Source organism: Ktedonobacter sp. SOSP1-52, assembly GCF_016587395.1.
Genome location: NZ_BNJH01000002.1, coordinates 1,050,885 through 1,071,321, shown reverse-complemented (window position 1 = coordinate 1,071,321; position 20,437 = coordinate 1,050,885). Strand labels below are relative to the sequence as shown.

14 protein-coding genes are annotated in these 20,437 nt (G+C 55.6%); 8 read left to right on the top strand and 6 right to left on the bottom strand.

Annotated features, from left to right (window positions below):
* Positions 1–15 precede the first annotated feature (15 nt).
* Entirely contained in the window at positions 16–561 is a 546-nt protein-coding gene (locus JMJ16_RS20200; RefSeq protein WP_201384404.1) for an NADPH-dependent FMN reductase, read from the bottom strand.
* A 244-nt stretch (positions 562–805) separates the two neighbouring features.
* On the opposite strand from JMJ16_RS20200, the gene JMJ16_RS20195 reads away from it, so the two are divergent.
* Positions 806–1,888, top strand: a complete 1,083-nt coding sequence (locus JMJ16_RS20195) for a YihY/virulence factor BrkB family protein (protein ID WP_201384402.1) — start codon at positions 806–808, stop codon at positions 1,886–1,888.
* Between the two features lie 81 nt (positions 1,889–1,969).
* Here the strand turns inward: JMJ16_RS20195 and JMJ16_RS20190 are convergent, their stop codons facing one another.
* Positions 1,970–3,277, bottom strand: a complete 1,308-nt coding sequence (locus JMJ16_RS20190) for an MFS transporter (protein ID WP_201384401.1) — start codon at positions 3,275–3,277, stop codon at positions 1,970–1,972.
* A gap of 267 nt (positions 3,278–3,544) precedes the next feature.
* On the opposite strand from JMJ16_RS20190, the gene nhaA reads away from it, so the two are divergent.
* Both nhaA and JMJ16_RS20180 read left to right on the top strand, forming a co-directional pair.
* Entirely contained in the window at positions 3,545–4,942 is a 1,398-nt protein-coding gene (gene nhaA / locus JMJ16_RS20185) for a Na+/H+ antiporter NhaA (RefSeq protein WP_201384399.1), read from the top strand.
* Positions 4,943–4,991: 49 nt separating this feature from the next.
* Positions 4,992–6,401, top strand: a complete 1,410-nt coding sequence (locus JMJ16_RS20180) for a sugar porter family MFS transporter (protein ID WP_201384397.1) — start codon at positions 4,992–4,994, stop codon at positions 6,399–6,401.
* Here the strand turns inward: JMJ16_RS20180 and JMJ16_RS20175 are convergent.
* Positions 6,398–6,817 (bottom strand): hypothetical protein, encoded by a 420-nt coding sequence (locus JMJ16_RS20175; RefSeq protein WP_201384395.1) that lies wholly within the window; start codon positions 6,815–6,817, stop codon positions 6,398–6,400. The genes JMJ16_RS20180 and JMJ16_RS20175 overlap by 4 nt on opposite strands.
* Positions 6,818–7,394: 577 nt before the next feature.
* On the opposite strand from JMJ16_RS20175, the gene JMJ16_RS20170 reads away from it, so the two are divergent.
* Entirely contained in the window at positions 7,395–8,687 is a 1,293-nt protein-coding gene (locus JMJ16_RS20170; RefSeq protein WP_201384393.1) for a nitric oxide synthase oxygenase, read from the top strand.
* Here JMJ16_RS20170 and JMJ16_RS20165 read toward each other — a convergent pair.
* Complete coding sequence (locus JMJ16_RS20165) at positions 8,670–9,920, bottom strand: RNA-guided endonuclease TnpB family protein (RefSeq protein WP_201384392.1); 1,251 nt, start codon at positions 9,918–9,920, stop codon at positions 8,670–8,672. The two genes, JMJ16_RS20170 and JMJ16_RS20165, sit on opposite strands and share 18 nt — an antisense overlap.
* A gap of 454 nt (positions 9,921–10,374) precedes the next feature.
* On the opposite strand from JMJ16_RS20165, the gene JMJ16_RS20160 reads away from it, so the two are divergent.
* From JMJ16_RS20160 to JMJ16_RS20150, 3 genes are all read left to right on the top strand, one after another.
* The gene (locus JMJ16_RS20160; RefSeq protein ID WP_201384390.1) at positions 10,375–11,274 is read left to right on the top strand and encodes an NAD(P)-dependent oxidoreductase; all 900 of its coding nucleotides are present in this window, start codon (positions 10,375–10,377) and stop codon (positions 11,272–11,274) included.
* 80 nt (positions 11,275–11,354) lie between these two features.
* Positions 11,355–12,149: an SDR family oxidoreductase gene (locus JMJ16_RS20155; RefSeq protein ID WP_201384388.1), complete on the top strand. Its 795-nt coding sequence runs from the start codon at positions 11,355–11,357 to the stop codon at positions 12,147–12,149.
* 292 nt (positions 12,150–12,441) lie between these two features.
* Entirely contained in the window at positions 12,442–13,782 is a 1,341-nt protein-coding gene (locus JMJ16_RS20150; RefSeq protein WP_201384386.1) for an MFS transporter, read from the top strand.
* A gap of 22 nt (positions 13,783–13,804) precedes the next feature.
* Here JMJ16_RS20150 and JMJ16_RS20145 read toward each other — a convergent pair whose 3' ends face one another.
* Positions 13,805–14,677, bottom strand: coding sequence for an SMP-30/gluconolactonase/LRE family protein (locus tag JMJ16_RS20145; protein ID WP_201384384.1), 873 nt, complete (start codon positions 14,675–14,677; stop codon positions 13,805–13,807).
* 212 nt (positions 14,678–14,889) lie between these two features.
* On the opposite strand from JMJ16_RS20145, the gene JMJ16_RS20140 reads away from it, so the two are divergent.
* Positions 14,890–18,756: a protein kinase gene (locus JMJ16_RS20140; RefSeq protein ID WP_201384382.1), complete on the top strand. Its 3,867-nt coding sequence runs from the start codon at positions 14,890–14,892 to the stop codon at positions 18,754–18,756.
* 100 nt (positions 18,757–18,856) lie between these two features.
* On the opposite strand, the gene eis is transcribed toward JMJ16_RS20140, so the two are convergent.
* Positions 18,857–20,131 (bottom strand): enhanced intracellular survival protein Eis, encoded by a 1,275-nt coding sequence (gene eis / locus JMJ16_RS20135; RefSeq protein WP_201384380.1) that lies wholly within the window; start codon positions 20,129–20,131, stop codon positions 18,857–18,859.
* Between the last annotated feature and the right edge of the window lie 306 nt (positions 20,132–20,437).

Below are 20,437 nucleotides of genomic sequence, written 5' to 3'. Positions count from 1 at the left end.
TTTAGTGGTCTTTTTCTATTTATTTGGTGTCACAGTAATGGTCTGGGCCAGGGCTTCGAGGAGCGTTAGAAGCGCCTGCCTGGTCTCGATATCTGAGATATCGCCATTGGCGTCCAGCTTCTTGTTGATATGGGGAATCATGAGCTTACCTTGCTCAGGAACTTTGGTGCCCAGCGCCTTCAGCGTGAGCAGAAGCGAGGCATGGGCATTCTCGCCTCCACCCCATAATGGAGAGGCGCTGATGGCGGCAACCAGTTTATCTGAGAACTCTCCCGAAGATACCGTCCAATCGAGCGCGTTCTTGAGGACTCCTGGAACACCGAAGGCGTACTCGGGTGTGCAGATGAGGATGCCAGCGGCGCTTTGAAGTTGCTGACGTAGCGTACGGACTGCCGCTGGCGGCTCGTCGCCATCCAGATCGGGCGAAAAATGAGGCAGGTCGGCCAGGCCTTCGTAGAGGGTAAACGTCATATGTGAAGGTGCCAGGCGCATAATTGCGCGCACCAGGGTCGTGTTCGTCGAACTGGCGCGCAGGCTGCCAGAAATGGCCAGGATATGCATACTATGTTCCTTTCGATTGCTATTTACCAGAAGTTAGCCGCCAGTATACATGTTCAAGTTGACTTGAAGTCAAGGAGCTGCCCCACTGCTACGTTTGCTTGCTTTATAGCGTGTTGTGGAATATGGAGAGAGGCTTTTTACCCCTAGAGAATGCAAGAACTGGCGCATAGGTATCTCTCTATCGTAGAGCGTGGACGTATGGGTAGGCTCTTTTACAAGAGCTATAAGCACGAGGAGGCCAGTGATGGCTGAGCAGGCACAACAGTTCACTGAAAAGCGAGAGGTAAGGCCGTGGAAAGAGTTCGCGTTAAAGTTTAAGAACGACTGGGCCTTTAACTTGTCGGCGGCCCTGGCCTATCATCTCCTGCTGGCGACTTTTCCTGTCCTGGTGGCGCTATTGTCGCTGCTGGGTTTGGTGTTTGGATTTATGGGTAGGGATGCGACCAAAAGCGTGACGGATATGCTGGTAAGCGCCCTGCCCTCGGTGACCAATCCTCAGGGAGTAGTGCAGGGAGTGCAGAGTAACCTGAAGGCGTCTTCGGGGATATTGGGTATTATCGCAGTCGTGAGTGCCATTCTGGTGGGGGCGCGGCTCTTTGCATTGCTGGAAACCTTCTTCTCGATTGTCTACCATGTGCGCCCACGACCCATTGTGCGCCGGATGGCCATCGCGATAGCGGTGTTTATTCTGTTTATCTTGCTGGTGCCGGTGATGAGTATCGCGGCGAGTATTCCGGTGCTGTTGGCCTCGTTTCTCCAGGCGACACCGCTGGGGCATTTCGCGTTCCTGACCTCGGCTGCCAGCCTTCTAGGTGGTGTCCTGGCAGCGTTTCTCCTCTTCCTGGCAATTTATGTAATTGTGCCCAATTTGCATATCCGCCTGCGCCATGGTTGGAAGGGAGCGATTGTCTCGGCGGTCGCGCTGCAACTCTACCTGGTGCTTTTCCCACTTTACGCGGCTCACTTCCTCAAAGGAGCGGTAGGCGCAGTCGGTTTTGCGGCCATCTTGTTGGTATTCTTTTACTACTTTGCCGTGTTGCTCTTCCTGGGCGCGGAGGTCAATGCCTACTTCGTCGAGAGGGTGCGCCCCACGCCCAATGACCTGGCCACCTTTTATAGCACCATGGCGGGCAAGGTCAACGAGGATATCCCCGAGGATGAGTCGGAGGCCCGTGTTGATACCGGGCCAACCGAACATCGCGATAAGGAGCGGTCGGTAAACTATGTCGCTGAGACCAGGGAGCAGGATGTACCTCCGCGAGTAGCGCAGAATCCACGTGTGCAGCGTGAGGCCACTAAGCGACAGCAGCCGGAGCATGAAAGCTAGAGGATGATTTTATAGGAGGCGATGTGGGCGTGGCGCCTTCGCGCCACGCCCACATCGCCTCCTATAACCTGAGTGTGTTCCTCAGACGACGTCGCGTACAGTGGGACGGGTCAGCAGCAGGAAGAGCGTATAGCCGCCTATGATGAGAGAGCTAACACAGACCGTCAACGGACCGCCGATTAGCCCGATAGCCGCGCCAGCGGGGAAGTCGCCCAGGGGGCGAATGCCCATAATCATCAGGGTATTCAGGCTCATCACTCGCCCACGCATCTGGGGCGGCACGCGGGTCTGCATCAGTGTAATGGTCGTCGCGCCCACGCCATTCTGAGCTATACCAAAGATGAGTAAGGTCAGAAGTGAGAGCCAGAACACGGTACTGAAGGCGAAGAGCAGCAAGGCGCCGGCCCAGATGAGAAGTGAGCCGAGCATGAGCCAGCCCTTCTTCTTGACCTCGCCGAGAGAGGCGACTATCAAGGCTCCCAGGATTGTTCCCAGGCCGCTGGCAGAGAAGAGCAGACCTAGTTGAGCGTCAGTCAGATGGAGTATTTGGGTCGCGAAGATCGGGAGAATCAGCGAAGTTGAGGGGCCGAAGAAGAGCATAATGCCATAGCCTGAGAGCACCCAGGGGAGGACGCTATCGCGGCGTACGGTGCTCAGCGAGGCCTTGATTGAGCTGAGCAGCGGTGCGCGTCGCTCGCTGGCCTCGGCATCGTGAGGCACTTGTAAGAGGAAGAGGACCACGAGCACGCCCAGGAAGCTCACGGCATTGAGTAGGAAGTTGCCCGCGTAGCCAATCAGGGGACCATGCAGGCCAAGGGCATGACCGGTCTGGGCCAGCACGCCAATCATGATACCGGCCAGGGCGGGACCAATAAAGGCCGAGCCATTGAAAACGATGGATTGTAGCGAGATGGCGTTCATCAGGTCCTCGCGTGGTACGAGAGTGGGGACGAGGGCCGAACGCGTTGGCTGGTCAAAGCTGAGGACTGTCCCTGAGCAGAAGGCGATCACCACGACCATCCAGAACTGAATCTGACCAGTCAGGGTAAGCACGCCCAGGAGGGCTGCCAGCAGCATCGAGAGCGTCTGCGTAAAGAGTAGGAGTCGACGTTTATCGATGCGGTCCGCGACGCTGCCGCCGATAAAGGCGAAGATAAAGAAGGAGGAGGCCTGGGCCAGCGAGACAGTTCCCAGCGCGAAGGCGGAGTGATTGGTAATCGCGAGCACCAGGAGGCTCTGGGCCACAATTTGCATCCAGGTACCCACCGAGGACACGATCAGGCTGATCCATAAGAGACGAAAGTTGCGATAGCGCAGGGCGCGAAAGGTCTTGAAGCGCGCTGGTGAGCCTGAAGGGGGCGTTCCCTGTTGGGGTAGGGTTGTGGTCATAAGCGTGTGTTCCATCCTGTCTAGCCATTGCGATGTGAGCAAGAGTGTTCTCTATGCGTTGTACCTCATAGAGGCGCGAGAATGCAAGTTCGGGAATATATGTGGTGGAGGGTTAGCAGCCTACAACTGCTGACCCTCCACCACATATATTCCCCTTTTTCGCCATCGTGCTATGCTGAAGGTACCAGTGCGATACAATTGCTTGGAGGAGCAGGGAAGCCGCTTGCGGCCCCTGCTCCTCTTTGTTAGAGTCAAAAAGGACGCGCGATGGAGGGATTGCGAGAATTTATTCGTAGACCGACCGGCGAGGGCATTGCTGGTCGCTTGTTACAACCATTTCAAGCGTTTGCGCAGGCGGAAACGACGAGTGGCCTGCTCTTGATACTCTGTATCTGTCTAGCCCTGGTGTGGGCCAACTCCCCCTGGGCGGGGAGCTATGAGCAGCTCTGGGAGATACACCTGGTCATTCACCTGGGTGGCTATGGTCTGGATAAGCCCCTGCATACATGGATCAACGATGGCTTGATGGTGCTTTTCTTCTTCCTGGTCGGCCTGGAGTTAAAGCGTGAAACCCTGGTGGGTGAGCTATCGAAGTTGAAACAAGCAACATTCTCGCTTGCGGCCGCCATAGGAGGGGCCATCTGCCCCGCGTTGATCTATCTGCTCTGGAATGCGGGTACACCGGGCATCAAAGGTTGGGCTATTCCTATGGCGACGGATACCGCCTTTGCGTTGGGGATACTGGCGTTGCTCGGGGGGCGTATCACGTGGAGCCTGAAGGTTTTTGTCATCGCCTATGCCATTTTTGATGATATCCTGGCTGTGCTAATCATTGCGACCTTTTATACCGAGGCCTTGAACTGGCTGGCGCTGATCGCGGCGGCCGGTGTGCTGCTCTGTGTGCTGGGCTTAAATCTGGCGGGTGTGCGCTGGATACCAGCCTATGCACTGTTGGGGATAGTGCTCTGGTGGCTGATGTTCATTTCAGGTGTGCATGCTACGGTGGCGGGAATCTTGCTGGCGCTGCTTATCCCCACGCGAGCGCGTATCAATGCGGGGAAATTCCTGGCCGAGGGCCATGCCTTCCTCGATGAGTTTGAGCGTGGAGGTAGGCCCGGGTTAGGCTTGCACATGAATGACCAGCAGGTGGCGGCGGTACAGGCGCTTGAGGTCTCCTGTGAGCAGATTCAAACGCCATCCCAGCGACTTGAGCACTCGCTCTATTACCCGGTCTCGTTTGTGATTGTTCCCCTGTTTGTGCTGGCGAACGCAGGCCTTGACCTTCGTGTGGGGCTACATCCTGCTGAGCTATTGAGCACAGTTACGCTGGGTGTGATGCTGGGCCTGGTTGTCGGCAAGCAGTTGGGCATCATACTCTTCTCATGGCTGGCGGTAAAGGTGGGCTGGGCGGATCTCCCCGAGCAGGCGAACTGGCGGCATATCTATGGCGTGAGCTGGCTGGGAGGGATTGGTTTTACGATGTCGCTTTTCATCGCGGACCTGGCCTTTGAGGGGCAGAATCCGCTCCTGCTCACCGAGGCCAAAATGGGTATTCTGCTGGCGGCCCTGGTGTCGGGAGGCGGTGGTTACCTCTTCCTGCGCCTGATGAACCGCGAGCGCGAAGCATCGTCGGAGCGCGTGGTCTCAGAGATGCCTCGGCGGTAAGAGGGGACGAACATAGTTGTTTGTCCAAAGCCGAGAAAAGGAACGCACTATGTCTTTTCCGCATTCCTCGCGAACGCCTGGTCCCGAGAGCTTGATACCGCCAACGCGGACCAGAAAGCGCTATGCGACACGCGTATATATAATCGCCCTGGTCGCGGCCATCGGCGGTTTTCTCTTCGGCTACGACACAGGAGTAATCTCGGGGGCACTACTCTTCCTCAAACGGGATTTTGCCCTCACCAACTTCCAGCAGGAACTGGCGGTAAGCTCGGTTCTGGTGGGGAGTCTTACTGGTGCCCTGGTAGGTGGGAGGTTGAGCGATTGGTTGGGGAGACGCAAGGCGCTGATCGGCATGGGCCTGCTCTTCGCGCTTGGCGCCTTACTCACGGCCAGTGCGTCCAATTTCTCCCTGTTCCTGCTCTGGCGTGTTGTGCTTGGTTTCGCGATAGGCGTCTCCTCATTTCTCGCGCCGATGTATATCGCGGAGACGGCCCCGCCCGCCTTGCGTGGCGGACTGGTTGCCTTTGACCAGTTATTGATCACGGCTGGCATCGCCATCTCCTACTGGGTAGACCTGGCCTTTGTCAATGCCGGAATGGGTTGGCGACCCATGCTGGCGGTGGCGGCTATCCCTGGGATGGGATTGTTGATAGGAATGCTCTTTCTCACAGAGACGCCGCGCTGGCTGGCAAAGCAGGGGCGCTGGCAGGAGGCCGAGCAGGCGTTGACACATTTAAGTGTGCCGGAGCGTCGCGAGGAGATGGTGGCTATTCGCGAAGCTGTCCGCGACACCCAACATGTGACCCTGAGTGAGTTCGCGCGCTCGGGCATGATTCTGGCTCTGGTTGCAGGCATTGGCCTGGCGGTCTTCCAGCAACTGGTAGGGATTAACACCGTCATTTACTATGCGCCCACCATCTTTGGCTTCGCGGGCTTTAGCTCTGCCTCTGTGGCGATTCTGGCCACCAGCGTTGTGGGCGTCGTGAATTTCCTGACCACATTGGTTTCGGTCCTGATTATTGATCGCGTAGGAAGGCGACCACTCTTGCTGGGCGGCCTGGTTGGCATGTTTGTGGCCCTGGTGCTGATGGGGAGCATTTTTGCGCTTGGAACGTCGCACACGGGCTACCTGGTCTTAGGGGCGCTACTCCTCTATATCATTGCCTTTGCGATTGGTATGGGTCCTGTCTTCTGGCTGATGAGCTCGGAGATCTTCCCCACCTCCTTTCGCGCGCGTGGCGCGAGCATAACCACCTTTTTTAACTGGAGCACAAACCTCCTGATAAGCATAACCTTTCTCTCACTGGCGGCTCATCTTGGTCTGCCTGTAACGTTCTGGCTGTATGCTGGTTTTTGTGTGCTCGCCTTCCTCTTCTGCTGGTTTATCATTCCCGAGACGAAGGGGCGTAACCTGGAAGAGATAGAACGCTTCTGGAAACAGGGCCGCAGATGGAATTAAACATTAAAGGCCTGGCGAACCTGGCGATCAGCCAGAAAGTATGTCAGGATGACGATGGGCAGAATCAAGCTTAGGATGAATGGTATCAGAGAGAGAAAGCCCTGAGCCCAGGCGGCAAGAACCTCAACAATATTGAGTACTTCGATAAAAACGATGGTGTATAGGGACCAGCGCTGTAGCGACCACAGCCCCCATGAAAGGTACCCAAGTATGATCCCGAAGAGAGCCGCGAAAAGCCCATACCAGATCGCGAATCCGCGCACATTGCCAGGGACATTGAAGCCAAAGAGTCCAATGCCAAAGATCCAGGTGGCCGCGGCAAACAGGACCAGGATGGCATTAAGCGCTACGATGAGCGAAACGATACTGACGCCCATGGGGCGGCGCGAAGAACTGAGTTGATTCATGCTGTTCATGGCAAACCTCTTGTGCTGGGATAATGGTTATAACAGGAAAGGTATGCCAGCTAGTATAGAGCACTGGGCACCGGATCCTCATCACTCGGGAGAGTGATTTTTGCCTCTATTTGTGAGAGATTATTCATGAAGTGGAATGCCAGGTGATTGGCTGAGGACGTCTCTCCGGTGAAAAATGTGGTCTCGCTGGTCGCTTATATTTTTAATACTATTTTTATTGCACAAGCTGCGGGAAAATAAATGAATTAATTGTCATAAAATAGCCATTTTGGCCCTTGTTAGAGAGGCCAGGGTTAGCTCTGTAAACCAGGCATCCAGGCCAAAAACAACGTCTCGAATAAAGAGAACTAAGAGTGAGAAAGGTCTTATATGCAAAACGACGACAGGTGCGCTTAATGAAAGAAGCGAGATGGTGGCGTTATTCTCGCATTGTGAATTAATTGTCATAAAAAATGAGTTTTATTCAATGATAAATAGAAATATGCTATACTTGTGCTTGTTAATGCTCCTGAACATATTGTCATGGTCTTGAGAAAAACAGAAGTAGACAACTATTGTCAAAGGAAGAGAGTAGAAGATGGCACTCCAGTATGTTCACCGGGAAAAAACTATCCGAGAGGAGACGCAGCATAGAGAAGTCATGAAGATGAAATATGGTGAGGGGGTTAATAATGAGCGCCAGCGAATATTTATGGAAGCTATGGCCTATTTATCGCTCTACTATCGAGAACAGGAAGGTTTTGATGGCTTTATACCGCGAATGGCGCGTATCCACGACGAAATTATGCAGACTGGAACGTACTGGCAGGGAGAGAAGGAACTGGCCCATGGTGCGCGTGTGGCCTGGCGCAATAACTCACGCTGTATTGGGCGCTTGCACTGGAACTCCCTGGCGGTTCGAGATATGCGGCATGTGCAGACAGCCGAGGAGATCTATGAAGCGCTGGTCGAACATATACGCGTCGCTACTAATGGAGGGAAGATTCGTTCCACTATTTCCGTCTTCGCGCCTCAGGTGCCGGGAGAGCCGGGCATCCGTATCTGGAATCCTCAGCTCATACGCTACGCTGGATATCGCCAACCCAATGGTCTGCTTATCGGCGATCCCATGCAGGAGGAACTGAGCGAGGTCGCGCGCCAGCTTGGCTGGCAGGGAGGACCGGGAACCCCCTTTGATGTCTTACCATTGATTATTCAGATGCCGCACCAGCAACCGATGCTCTTTGAGTTACCTCACGACGTTATCCTGGAGGTACCCCTGACGCATCCAGAGTATGCCTGGTTTGAGGATCTGGGACTGAAGTGGCACGCCCTGCCAGTCATCTCCAACATGCGCCTGGAGGTGGGTGGTGTCTCCTATACCGCTGCCCCCTTCAATGGCTGGTATATGGGAACCGAGATTGGGGCGCGGAACCTGGGTGATGTTGAACGCTATAATCTCCTGCCGATCATCGCGGAGAAGATGGGGCTAAAAACGCGCCTGGATCGTGAGCTCTGGAAGGACCGGGCGCTGGTCGAATTGAACGTCGCCGTCCTCTCCTCGTTTACCCAGCATGGCGTGACCATCATCGATCATCATACTGCCTCGCGCCAGTTTATGCATCATCAGCGCAACGAAGAGGAGGCTGGTCGGGTCTTGCCCGCCGACTGGAGTTGGATCGTGCCGCCCATGTCTGGCTCAGTGACGCCCGTGTTTCATATCCCCTACAAGGACTGCACGCTCTCGCCAAACTTCTTTCCCCAGCAAGACCCATGGAAGGAAGCCGCTGGCGCTGTGGATGTCACACAGGACCAGCGTAGGTTGACCTGCCCGGTTGAGGTAATCTGCCATTCTAAATCTACTCAAATGTGCTCACACACCCTCGAATAGATTCAATTGCTGCACGTGCCCCTCACAGGAAGCCTCCATGACTTCTACGCCGCTTTGGGTCGCCTGCAGCACACCGCACTCGGCAAGCCGAGCGTGTGGCCCTCGCCGGGCAAGGAACCTCATCAAGATGTTGACGGCACTATTGTCGTCTCGATCCATGCAGAATCCACATTCCGTGCACTGATACGTCCTCTTCCACAGCGGCATGTCTTGCAGATTCCCACAGCCACTGCACTGCTTGGACGTGTTGCGCTCATCTACGAACTGAAGCTCTTTCCCATACAACTGGCATTTATAGGTGAGCATCTGGACAAAGGCGTACAAGCCCCAGTCGTTGTAGACGGCTCTGTTGAGTGTCTTCTTGCGCTCTTGATGCTCTTTCATGACCATTTGCCGTTGAGAAAGATCTCCTACGACGACAGTTCTCTCAACCACTCGTCGTGCAATGAGATGCGAGGCCTTGTGCAGGCTATCGCGTTGTTTGTTGCGCTTCTTCTGCGACACGCGCTTGTAGACCCTGCTGAGATGAAGGTAACGACGGGATTTCTTCTTACATTTGCTGCGTTTGGAGCGAAGCCGATCTAACTGTTTGTTGTACCAACGCGAGCCTTTGAATCCACCTATGTGATAGATTCGGCCCTCTTCCGTGACACCAGTTGCCAGCGTTTTGAGACCCAGATCGAAAGCCACGGTGCCGCCATCGCGCCTGGCTTCCTCGTACTCTTGATAGCTGAAGGAGGCGTAGTAGTTGCCTCTGCCGTCGCGACTGATCGCCACCTCTCGAAAGCCTTCTGGAGGCTTTTCGGTGAGGTGAGCACGGATGGCAGGGAAGCGTTTGTGCTTGCCCTTGCCTCCAGTGGGCAGGATGAGGGTGTTTCCCTCAAGCGTGAGATACATCGCCGGATAACAGAGGGTAAAGAAGGAATGACGAGGCCGCACGCGGGGAAAGCCTGGGGTTTCTCCATTGGCGACGCGACGAAAGAAGGCTCTCATGGCTGCATCCAGGCGATAGTAGACTTCGGCAAGCAACTTGCCATACACCTGATTGAGTTCAGGATCATGGGCACGACTCTCGGCCAGAGTTTTCTTGCAGTCGTTGAAGCGCCACTTCTCTCCGTCTCGCAGTTTCATGACCCACCAATTGTAGAGCCCTCTGCATTTACCTTGCATGAACTCAAGGGTAGCTGCATCTTGCTCGCTCATGTTCAGTTTAATTTTTTTGCAGAGGAGCATGAAGACCCCTTCCCTTTCAACACCACACGGAAAGATCGACTTCGCCTCTTTCGCGAGAAACGACAGATACATGAATTAGAACACTTTTTCTTATTTCATGCGTGTAGCATACCATGATATCGTCTCTCTGTCAACGCCTCCAAATGTGTACAATAAGCACACCTTCGACCATAGTCGCGCACATTTTCGATTGCTGTTCTTACGCTCCTAAGAGGAGCAATCAGTAAGTTGTAGGGGCAGAGCTTGCTCGGCCTCCGAGCGAAGCGACCTTCTCACGCAGGGGACAGTCTGCGGGCCGGGCGAGTCCATGCCAGCATGGACCCTACAAGATTTGTTTCCCCTGAAGCAAGCGTGGTAGTTGCTGATGTTGCAGTATTGAATATATATGTTTCTTAATATGCATGTTGCCATATTGCAATGTAGCGAATCCTTGTGAGAAGGGGGAAGAGAACATATGCCTCAACAGGTAAGCTTTATTGGCCTTGGCAAAATGGGCGAACCCATCGCGCGGAATCTGCTCAAGGCTGGCTATGAGTTGCGTGTCTATAACCGGAGTACGGAGAAAGCCGAGGCCCTGGTTGCCGAGGGCGCACAGCGCGCTGAAGTACCTTTTGAAGCCGTCGAGCCGGGTGGCGTAGTATTCACCATGCTCTCTAATGATGTCGCTGTTAAGGAGGTTGTCGCGGGTGAGCATGGTTTCTTGCATCGCCTGGGTCATGAGGGAATACATATCTCGTTGAGCACCATCTCGCCTGAAACCTCGCGTGAGCTGGCACGGCTACATGCTGAATATGGCAGCCAGTATGTGGCCTCGCCCGTTTTTGGCCGACCGGACGCCGCCGCTGCTCGCAAGCTCTGGCTCTGTGTCTCGGGTTCCGAAGAGGCGAAGGCGCGTGTACGCCCGCTTCTAGAGGCCATTGGCCAGGGAAGCTTTGACTATGGCGCGGATCCGGGCGCGGCTAACGTCGTCAAGCTGTGTGGTAACTTCATGATCGCATCCGCGCAGGAGGCGATGGCAGAGGCCCTGACCCTGGCCGAGAAGAACGGCTTGCAACGCGAGCAGGTGATGGATATGTTCGCGCAGACGCTCTTTGCCTGTGGCATCTATCAAAATTACGGGAAAATGATCGCGCAACAGCGCTATGAGCCAGTCGGCTTTCAGTTAGAGTTGGCACTCAAGGATCTCAACCTCGTACTGGATACAGCCGACCAGGTGAGTGTGCCGATGCCGTTGGCTGGCCTGATGCATGATCGCCTGCTGACGGGCGTGGCAAAGGGACGAGGAGGAATGGACTGGACCGCCCTCGCGAAAGGCGTGGCAGAGGATGCGGGCCTCGACAAAGAGCAGGAATAATTAGGAAGTGTAGACAGAGACGCGGAGAGTCGGAACATAGTCCGGCTCTCCGCTCGTATATGAAGGGGAAATAGAGCGATATGGATCTAGGTCTAAAGGGAAAGGTTGCCATCGTCCTGGCGGCGAGCAAGGGGATTGGGCGCGCTAGTGCTCTGGAGCTTGCGCGGGAGGGTGCGTCTGTCGTCATTGGTTCGCGCGACCAGGAGGCACTGACGCGTACGGCCCAGGAAATTGAAGCTGTGAGCAAGAGCAGGGTCCTGCCCGTGCCAACCGATGTCACCCGGCTTGAGGATATTCGGAATATTGTCGCCACTACGGTGCGAGAACTGGGACGGCTGGATATCGTCGTCAATAACGCGGGCGGTCCTAAACCCGGCACCTTTGAAATGCTTGACGAGGAGCAGTGGGTCGCGGCCTTTGAGCTCAATCTGCTGAGCACCGTGCGCCTGGTGCGCGAGGTCGTACCGCATCTACGGAAGGCGGGCGAGGGACGCATTATTAATATTGTCAGCACCTCAGTCAAGCAGCCGATAGATGGCCTGGTGCTCTCCAACGCCGTACGCTCGGGCGTGGTAGGCCTGGCAAAAACGCTCTCCGTCGAACTGGCCGAGGATAATATTACCGTCAATAACGTCTGCCCAGGGCGTATCCTGACAGACCGGGTGCGCCAGGTGTATAGGATTGAGGAGCGGATAAGCGCTGGCATGAGCGAGGAAGAGGCCCTTGCCAGTGTCGCGCGCGACATCCCTATGAAGCGCCTGGGCGATCCAGCGGAAATGGGAGCGATGGTGACATTCCTGGCCTCGCGGCAGGCCGCCTATATTACGGGGACAACCATTCAGGTAGATGGTGGCCTGGTGCGCTCGCTGTTATAAGAGTGCTGGGCGGAAAGTACTAGAGAGGAGGCAGGGGAAATGTCTCCTCTCTGCGGTTTTATGGTGGGAACATAGGCGTATGTAAACCAGGCGCTGGAAAAATACCTGATTCTGAGCTATACCAGAAAAGATGAAAATTCTTACGTGGTTAGTTCACGAAGAACGTGTAGGGTCCATGCTGGCATGGGCTCGCCCGGCCCGCAAGCCAATATCCTAACACAGGCAAGTCGCTTCGCTCGCAGTCCATGCCAGCATGGACCCTACAATGGGTGGATGGAAGGGAAGATGTTGTATGCAGTATATTTTTTCAGCACAATCAGCGCGCCTGGGGCAGCGCTGGCGACGTATTGTCCCGCTGATTATGTTGACCCATGTTCTGATATCCATGGACCATATTAACCTGAGCTTTGCCTTGCCAGGGATGGAGCGGTCGCTGACGATTGGCGCCACGCTGGTGGGGATTGCCGCGGGTGTCTTAAGCTGTGGTGCGCTGCTGGCGCAGGTGCCAGCGGGCTACTGGGTGGCGAAGTGGGGGCCACGTCGCCTCGTCACCCTGGCCTTGTTGTCCTGGGGCGTACTGGCCCTGGCCAATAGTGGTGTGCAGAACGCGACGCAATTGTTGATTGTACGCTTTCTGCTGGGTATGATAGATGGCGCGATGGGTCCCGCGCTGCTGGTGCTCCTCTCGCGTTGGTTTCCCCTGGAGGAGCGAGCACGTGCAAACACGTACTGGATGTTTTGTATTCCCCTGACGTCTCTAGCATTAAAGCCACTTGTGGGGTTGTTGTTGCTACACATGAACTGGCGTATGCTCTTTGTGATTGAAGGAATTGGACCCTTGCTGTGGGCGCCGCTCTGGTTCTTCCTGGTCGCGGATGAACCAGGAAAAGCATGCTGGATCGGTGTAGAAGAACAAGAAGAACTGGAGCATAAATTTGCCCGCGATAAGGCGCGTATGGCAGGCACACGAAAACAGAACTGGCGTGAGGTGTTAAAGCTAGGAAGTGTCTGGGCATTAGGGATAGCATCACTCTTAGGAGCGCTGGGAGCCAGGGGTATGAACTTCTGGCTGCCAGTGGTCATTACGGGTGTGACGCACCAGCGCTCCAGCACAGTAGGTCTGATCGCGGTCCTGCCCTCGCTTGCGGGAATGGTTGGACTCTATATAAATTCCCGGCATTCTGATCGCAGCAAAGAGCGTAAGCGGCACGCGGGCGTGCCTCATCTTCTCGCTGGTTTTGCCTTGCTGGCGGCTGGTATTCTGGTAGTGGTCAACCGGAACATGAGTATTGGGAGCCTGGTTATCGCGGAGGGCTGCATGCTGGCAGCAGGTGGCGTCTTCTGGACCCTGCCCGCCTTGCTGTTGAGCAGTGAATCGCTAGGCGCGGGCGTGGGGATGATTGGCTCGATTAGCAGTATCGGTGGGATTGTGGGACCCCTGTTCATGGGCTGGATTATGACGAGCAAAGAGGGAGTGCACGGCATCAGCCTGTTGATGGCCTTTGTTGGCCTGACCCAGCTCATTTCCGGATATATCATTCTCTCCTTGCGTGTAGAGGAGCAGCCAGAGTCGGTGGTGCAAGAGGCAGGCGCGCTACTTGCGTACGGGCCTTCTTCTCCAGGTCAGGAGTAGGCGTGTACGCAAGTAGCGTGTGTTAGCCGGCGAATTGAAATTTTGGCAGGCCGGGTACATCGCTTTGGTAGCGGAAGAGGTCGCCGGAGAGTGGATACTGCTTGAGCTGCTCCTGCGAGAGACCCTGTTGGGCGCTGGTGATATAGAGATCGGTGAGCGCTGGCCCACCAAAGACGCAGGCGGAGGAGTGTGGGGCCGCGACCTGGATGACACGCTCTATGGAGCCATCAGGGGCGTAGCGAGTGACGCAGCCCCCGTCCCAGTGCGCGCTCCAGACATAGCCCTGGCTATCCACGACCAGGCCATCGGGCTGAGGTGGATCATTGGGAAGCTGAACAAAGACACGTTTATTGCTAATGGCGCCAGTTGTGGCCGCGAAGTCATAGGCATAAATAACGCGTCGAGGCGAATCGGTCAGATACATAATGGTGTTATCCGGACTCCAGCCGAGGCCGTTTGAAATGCCAAAGCCGGTGTCCATCACATGGAGTGAGCCATCGGGATCGAGGCGATAGAGCACTCCTGAGTTCAGATCGCCGGTGGTACTCATGGTGCCAGCCCAGAAGCGCCCCGCGCAGTCAACGGCGCCATCGTTGAAGCGGACATTGTTCAGATGCTCCAGTGGGCGTACGATATATTCGGGACGTTTCTCCTGGACATTCCAGTAAGCGAAGCCATCGCGTAGCGCCATGACCAATCCGCCGCTCTTGCGGAAGGCAAGCACACAGACGGGTGTGCCAACATCAAAGCTCTCATGCAGCATAGTGCGCGGATCGAGGCAATGAAAATATTGACCGATGATATCGACCCAGTACAGCGCCTGCTCATCCACGTTCCAGAGTGGACCCTCGCCAAGAAAGTTTTGTGCCGGGAAAAAGAGTACTGCATTGCTCATGAGTGGTTGCTCTACGGCTCCTTTCGTTGTTACAATTCTCTCCGTTCCCACCGTTATTTGAGATAGTTGTATATTGACTCATCAAAATTTGGATGGGGAAGGAGAAATTACTTATAGTATATACCTTGACAGGTTTGGCTTGCATCTTTAGTATACAAGAGTGGTTTTTGGAACGAGGTATTTGCAAGTATGTATTTGTAGGAGATGTTCTGATGGTTGACCGTGTTGGGGCGCAATTTGGTAGTTATCAACTGGTACGCCTGCTTGGAGAGGGAAGTTACGCAGAAGTGTACCTGGGCCAGCATCTCTACCTGGAGCGCCAGGCCGCGATCAAAGTTCAACAAACGGCATTTCTCTATCAAGATGTGCAGGCTTTTTTGCAAGAGGCGCGTACGATTGCCGCGCTCAATCATCCGAACATCGTCCATGTGCTCGACTTCGGCCTTGAGGGGAGAGAGCGTATTCCCTTTCTTGTCATCGAGTATGCCCCCCATGGAACGCTGCGCCAGCGTTGTGAGACGGGGAATACGCTCTCTTTGCCTGAGGTTGTGGCCTGTATTAAGCAACTTGCGGCAGCGCTGCAGTATGCGCACGAGAGAGGGATCGTCCACCGGGATGTCAAACCAGAGAATGTGCTGATTGGTGCGCAAGAGCAGTACCAACTCAGTGATTTTGGCATCGCCGTTATCTTGCGTAGTTCGTATTTGCGTAGCCACCCTCACTTCGGTGGAACCGTTGCCTATATGGCTCCAGAGCAATATCAGGGGAATCCCTGCGCCGCCAGCGATCAGTACGCCCTGGCGGTCATTGCATATGAACTGCTGACAGGCGCGCCCCCTTTTCAGGGAACGCTGGCTGAGATTGGGAGCCAGCACCTCTTCGCGGATATTCCCTCTTTGCGCGCCAAGCGGCCCTCGCTCCCCCTGGCCGTCGAACAGGTCATTCAAACCGCTCTCGCCAAAGAACCCCAGCAACGTTTCTCTACGGTTGAGGCCTTTGCGCTGGCGCTCGCGGAGGCGGCCAACACAATAGAAGCGTCTTCTGAAGCACGGCTCTCCACCGCCACGGGCATGATACCAGTTCCCGCTCAGCAGGTGGGCGCGCCTGTACACCTGGTGACGGCTCCCCTGGTTGCCGTTAAGCAGATTGCAAGCTGGCTAGATGTCCATATGCAGTGGAACCTCTCAAGCGTGCATAAGCGCTACTGCCACTATCTGCTCTCCCAGCACCGCGACCTGGATGTGAAGGGTCTAGGAACGCAGAGTATGTATACACTGGCCCTGGAGCAAGTCTTTGTCGAGCTGAGTATGGTGCCAACGCCCGTCCACCAGATATCGGCTGACCCATTGCGTGTGCGATCGGATCTTGCGCCAGGCGAGCACCAGATCTGGGATTTTCTCGCATCTTCAGCCTTGCAACAGCAACATTTTGTGGTTGTTGGCTCCCCTGGCAGTGGTAAGACAACGCTCTTAAAGCATATGGTGCTGACACTGGCGAGCCGGCGCAGATTGGAGCAGGGGAGTGCTATTCCCACAAAACTGCCGGTTCTGCTCTTTCTGCGCGATCATGCTCAGACCATCAAACGTCGCGGCGAGCGCTATACCTTAGAGGAAGCCGCTGCTGATCACCACAAGAAATATTGGCGGCAGAGTATGCCCGCAGGTTGGCTGAAGCAGCGCCTGGAGAGTGGCAATTGCCTGATTTTTCTGGATGGTATTGACGAGGTCGCAGACCTCCAGGCGCGCAAGCAGGTGGTGAACTGGGTGCAGCAGCAGATGCTCGTCTATGGCCAGAACCGCTTTATTATTACCTCGCGTCCCTTTGGCTACCGGAGTAACCCGCTGACGGGCGTTACTGTGCTGGAGATGAGTGTCTTTACACGTGCCCAGGTCGAGCGCTTTATCTATAACTGGTACCAGGCCAACGAAATTATGAGTGCCCAGCGCGATGACCTGGAGGTACGAGCGAAAGCGCGGAGCGGCGCGGACGATTTACTGGGGCGTCTGTATGAAAATCCGGCGCTGATAGCCCTGGCGGTCAATCCCCTCTTGCTGACGATGATCGCGACGGTGCACCGCTATCGCGATACCCTACCAGTGAAGCGCGTGATGCTCTATGACGAGATCTGTGATGTCTTCCTGGGCAAGCGCCAGGAGGCGAAAGGCATTGCGCTAGACTTTACCGTGGCGCAGAAACGCGAGGTATTGCGCTCCCTGGCTTTCTCGATGCTCTGTATGGGGATACGCGATATCCCCTTTGAAGACGCCTATCGCATCATTCAGGCGCCACTATCCCAGCTCGGCACGAGCCTGGAACCAGCGGCCTTTTTACGCCAGTTGGAGAATACCAGTGGCCTCTTACTGGAGCGGGAGCAGGGGGTATATAGTTTCGCGCACCTCACTTTCCAAGAGTACCTGGCCGCTGTGCATATCAAAGAGGAGGGGCTGGGCAACTTCCTGGTAGAGCAGATTGCTATTAGCTGGTGGCATGAAACGATCCGCCTTTACTGCGCTCAGGCCGATGCCACCCCTGTTATCGCCGCCTGCCTGGATGCTCAGACCTCGGTCGCCACGCTGACCCTGGCGCTTGAATGCCAGCGCGAAGCCTTGAAAGTCCAGCCCGAGGTTCGCCTGCGTTTGGAGACCTTGCTCAAGCAGGGGGTAGAGGATAGCGACGTAGAGCGGCGGCGTTTGATTACCAATGTCCTGCTCACCCGTCGCTTACAGCAGATGCTGCACCTGCATGGAGAGGTCTATCTCAACCCCTCTTTTGTAACCTGTGCTGAGTACCAGCTCTTCCTGGATGAGCAGCGCGCTCAAGGCAATAACTGCTTGCCGGACCATTTGTCTATTTCCAGCTTTGAATATGGGCAGGGCCATATGCCCGTACTGGGAATGCGCCCAACGGACGCTGTGGCGTTCTGTGACTGGCTCAATGAGCGGGAGCCTGGCGCCTGGTATTACCGCTTACCCACGCGTGCTGAGGCCCGGCTGGTAGGCGCGGATAAGAGTATCAGATCCAGGCTGTCCGCCTCGCTAGGCTACTGGGTGGAGCAGGGCCAGGGATTTGCCTGGGTCGAAGAGGACGCCTCATCACCTGAGGCTCTGCGACGCATCCTCATGGAAGTGTATAAGCAGGATCTTACCTATAATAGCAAGCTCAGCCAGGAGCTGGAGCAGACCCTGACACGCGTTATTGAGTGTGTGCAAGCGCTACTCAAGATCTATGATAAACCTGTTATGCAGAATATGTATAAAGTACTGCTCCATATCTGGGAGCACGAACTGCCTTTACAATTGGTTGGCGACGTTGCCACCACACTGGGAGAGCTGCTCGCGCAGATGGAGCCGTTGCTCAGCTCTTTCTACCATGCCCTCTCTGGCGCGTACTCGCTTGCGGAGACCAGGGAGAGCGAGCGCGCCCTTATGCGTGTGCGCAAGATCCAGTTCAGAATCGAGCAGGCCCAGGCGCTTAAGCGAGCCATACAACGCGCGCACGTTGTCGCGCTTGCCAGCAGTATGGATTTAGATCAGGGGCGCCCGCTCTCCTATGATCGTCTCTTGACGCTGGCATGCACGCGTGAGAACGTCTGCAACCTGGATCATGGTCGCGACCTGGCGTCTGTCTTTGCCTTTATGCAGGAACACCTGGCAGCGTTTGTGCGCAATAGTGCGCGCGAGTTTCAGCGTGTGCGTCTGCAAATGCACGAGTTGGAGCGGATGCTGGCTTTTATGCTGGATCGTTCGCGCCTCATGCCCCTCTATGAAGAGACATCGAGACCGAATAATGAGAGCGAGGACTATCTGCGCAGGTATGTGAGGAGTATTCTGCTCTCGCTGGCACTCTATGTCTATGACTGGCGGGCGCGCCCCTCAGGCTCTCCTGATCAGGGGAGCGAAGAGCATTCTGCAATGGTTGCAGGTGGGGGTCTACAGCAAGCGGAAGCGTCTGTTGAACGCGTGCTGGGGCACTACCTGGATCTCTACATTGCTCTCGTCTTGCTGGAGAAACGTATTCAGGGGCAGATGGCTCCCCATGAGAGCATCTTGCTGGTACGAGAGCGGCGTATAAAGCATTAAGATAGTATATAGAAGATTGCGTTTGCCTGCATCATACACCGCTAATGCGGTGTATGATGCAGGCAAACGCAATCTTCTATATTTCTAGAACCAGTCGCTTCTAGAACCAGTCGCTAAAACTGATCCAGGGTTGGCTGGGCGGAAAGAGCTGTTGCAACACGGTCTGCTCAGTTGGTGAAAGCTCTTGTGGCTGCTGTGTGAGGACCCACGAGAGGGGGCGATAGCCAAGGACCAGTTGCGTGAAGTCCTGGAGCGAGCATTGGAAGGTGCTCGCGTTATCGGTTGACTTTGTGGTACTCTGAAGCTCGGAGCCAGAGATGCCAAGCGTATAGCTTTCCTCGCCCACCAGGAAATGTAGTTCGCCTGACCAGTGGGCCAGGGAGCGGCGCCAGCGCACTTGCAACTCGGGTAGCAGGGCATCGAGGAAGGTCGGTAGATGAACAATGCGCCCCATCCAGCCCGCGTAGCGATGGTGCGCCTGTACTGTGCGGATGCCCCATTCTTCAGCAGGGCCGTGCCAGTGGGAGGTATCGGGCACTTCGAGATGGGCGATGGCGCGATAGAGTTCTTCTGAGGTAGGCGGGAGATAATAGGTATGTATCGCTGGCGCCTCTGGTCCATCAGAGAGATGTGCGTGTGCCTGCATGAGCGCGATCTGGGCAGGCCAGTTGTCGGCACAGAGCTCCAGAGCCACGGCCGGGCTTGGAGCACGTGAAGCAAGCACATAGCCCTCAACCTTGCCTTCGGGAGACGTGGCGAGTAAGATTGTATTTTTGCCAAAGCGGTGGCGCAACAGGTGTTCTTGTTTCTCGCGTGAGCGCTCAAAGCTGCCAGTAAAACCGCTCAGGCGGCGCTCGTAGAGATCGCGTATGGACTGTGCATCCTCTGGCGTGGCCTGGTGCACGTTATGGGAGCTTGCGGGATGAGCCAGGATGGCCGCGCGATTGATCTCCTCCGTAGAAGAATCAAAGACATCGGTATAGCCGTAGCGATAATAGAAATTTGGAATGCCATCCAGCAGGAGCAGGCTATGACCCTGTTCGCGCGCAAACTGGATCGCGTCGCGCATCAGAGCCGTCGCTACCCCTTGCTTACGCTGGCTGGAGTTGGTGACGACCATGCCAATGCAGCCGGTGGAGATACGAGCCTCGCCAATGCGCAGTAGCCATTCATTGAGCCCATAGCCGCCCAGTTGCGCCTCTTCGCGGAAAGCGCCGCGTAGTTGTTGGGGGCGGAAGTCAGGCTGCGTCAAGACCGTCTGGCCCCAGGCGCGCGCATTGACGGGATCGGGCGTGGGCGCGAAGGCCTGGTCGGCCCAGATAAACTGCTGGTCCATCTCCTCTGGCGTCGCGAGTTGGCGAACAACAATGGTCATAAGAGATCTCTCCTCTGAAATAGCTAGCCAGGCTGGATCGCTGGCGAAAAAATCCGGGGTGTGTGGTCCTCCCTAAAGGTAACATCCAGGTAGCGTCCGCGTCAAACGCGAACTGCCTCCAGGTGGCGCTTCCTCTGCCTCGGCCTGCTGCGGCGCTCAGGAACCAAAAATAACTTGACAAACACCCATGCTCCAGGTATAATTGAATGGTAAAAAATATTGCAGCTAAAAATACAGCAGTCAGCGTGCTCATATGCAAGCATGGAGCGATTGACTTGATTGCAATGTAATATAACCTGAGACACT

What these genes read in the sequence shown, in the direction of transcription:
- JMJ16_RS20195 (WP_201384402.1), top strand. Translation starts at nt 806, where the DNA reads ATGGCTGAGCAGGCACAACAGTTCACTGAAAAGCGAGAGGTAAGGCCG.
- JMJ16_RS20200 (WP_201384404.1), bottom strand. Translation starts at nt 561, where the DNA reads ATGCATATCCTGGCCATTTCTGGCAGCCTGCGCGCCAGTTCGACGAAC.
- eis (WP_201384380.1), bottom strand. Translation starts at nt 20,131, where the DNA reads ATGACCATTGTTGTTCGCCAACTCGCGACGCCAGAGGAGATGGACCAG.
- JMJ16_RS20175 (WP_201384395.1), bottom strand. Translation starts at nt 6,817, where the DNA reads ATGAACAGCATGAATCAACTCAGTTCTTCGCGCCGCCCCATGGGCGTC.
- JMJ16_RS20145 (WP_201384384.1), bottom strand. Translation starts at nt 14,677, where the DNA reads ATGAGCAATGCAGTACTCTTTTTCCCGGCACAAAACTTTCTTGGCGAG.
- JMJ16_RS20140 (WP_201384382.1), top strand. Translation starts at nt 14,890, where the DNA reads ATGGTTGACCGTGTTGGGGCGCAATTTGGTAGTTATCAACTGGTACGC.
- JMJ16_RS20160 (WP_201384390.1), top strand. Translation starts at nt 10,375, where the DNA reads ATGCCTCAACAGGTAAGCTTTATTGGCCTTGGCAAAATGGGCGAACCC.
- JMJ16_RS20165 (WP_201384392.1), bottom strand. Translation starts at nt 9,920, where the DNA reads ATGCTCCTCTGCAAAAAAATTAAACTGAACATGAGCGAGCAAGATGCA.
- JMJ16_RS20150 (WP_201384386.1), top strand. Translation starts at nt 12,442, where the DNA reads ATGCAGTATATTTTTTCAGCACAATCAGCGCGCCTGGGGCAGCGCTGG.
- JMJ16_RS20180 (WP_201384397.1), top strand. Translation starts at nt 4,992, where the DNA reads ATGTCTTTTCCGCATTCCTCGCGAACGCCTGGTCCCGAGAGCTTGATA.
- JMJ16_RS20190 (WP_201384401.1), bottom strand. Translation starts at nt 3,277, where the DNA reads ATGACCACAACCCTACCCCAACAGGGAACGCCCCCTTCAGGCTCACCA.
- JMJ16_RS20170 (WP_201384393.1), top strand. Translation starts at nt 7,395, where the DNA reads ATGGCACTCCAGTATGTTCACCGGGAAAAAACTATCCGAGAGGAGACG.
- nhaA (WP_201384399.1), top strand. Translation starts at nt 3,545, where the DNA reads ATGGAGGGATTGCGAGAATTTATTCGTAGACCGACCGGCGAGGGCATT.
- JMJ16_RS20155 (WP_201384388.1), top strand. Translation starts at nt 11,355, where the DNA reads ATGGATCTAGGTCTAAAGGGAAAGGTTGCCATCGTCCTGGCGGCGAGC.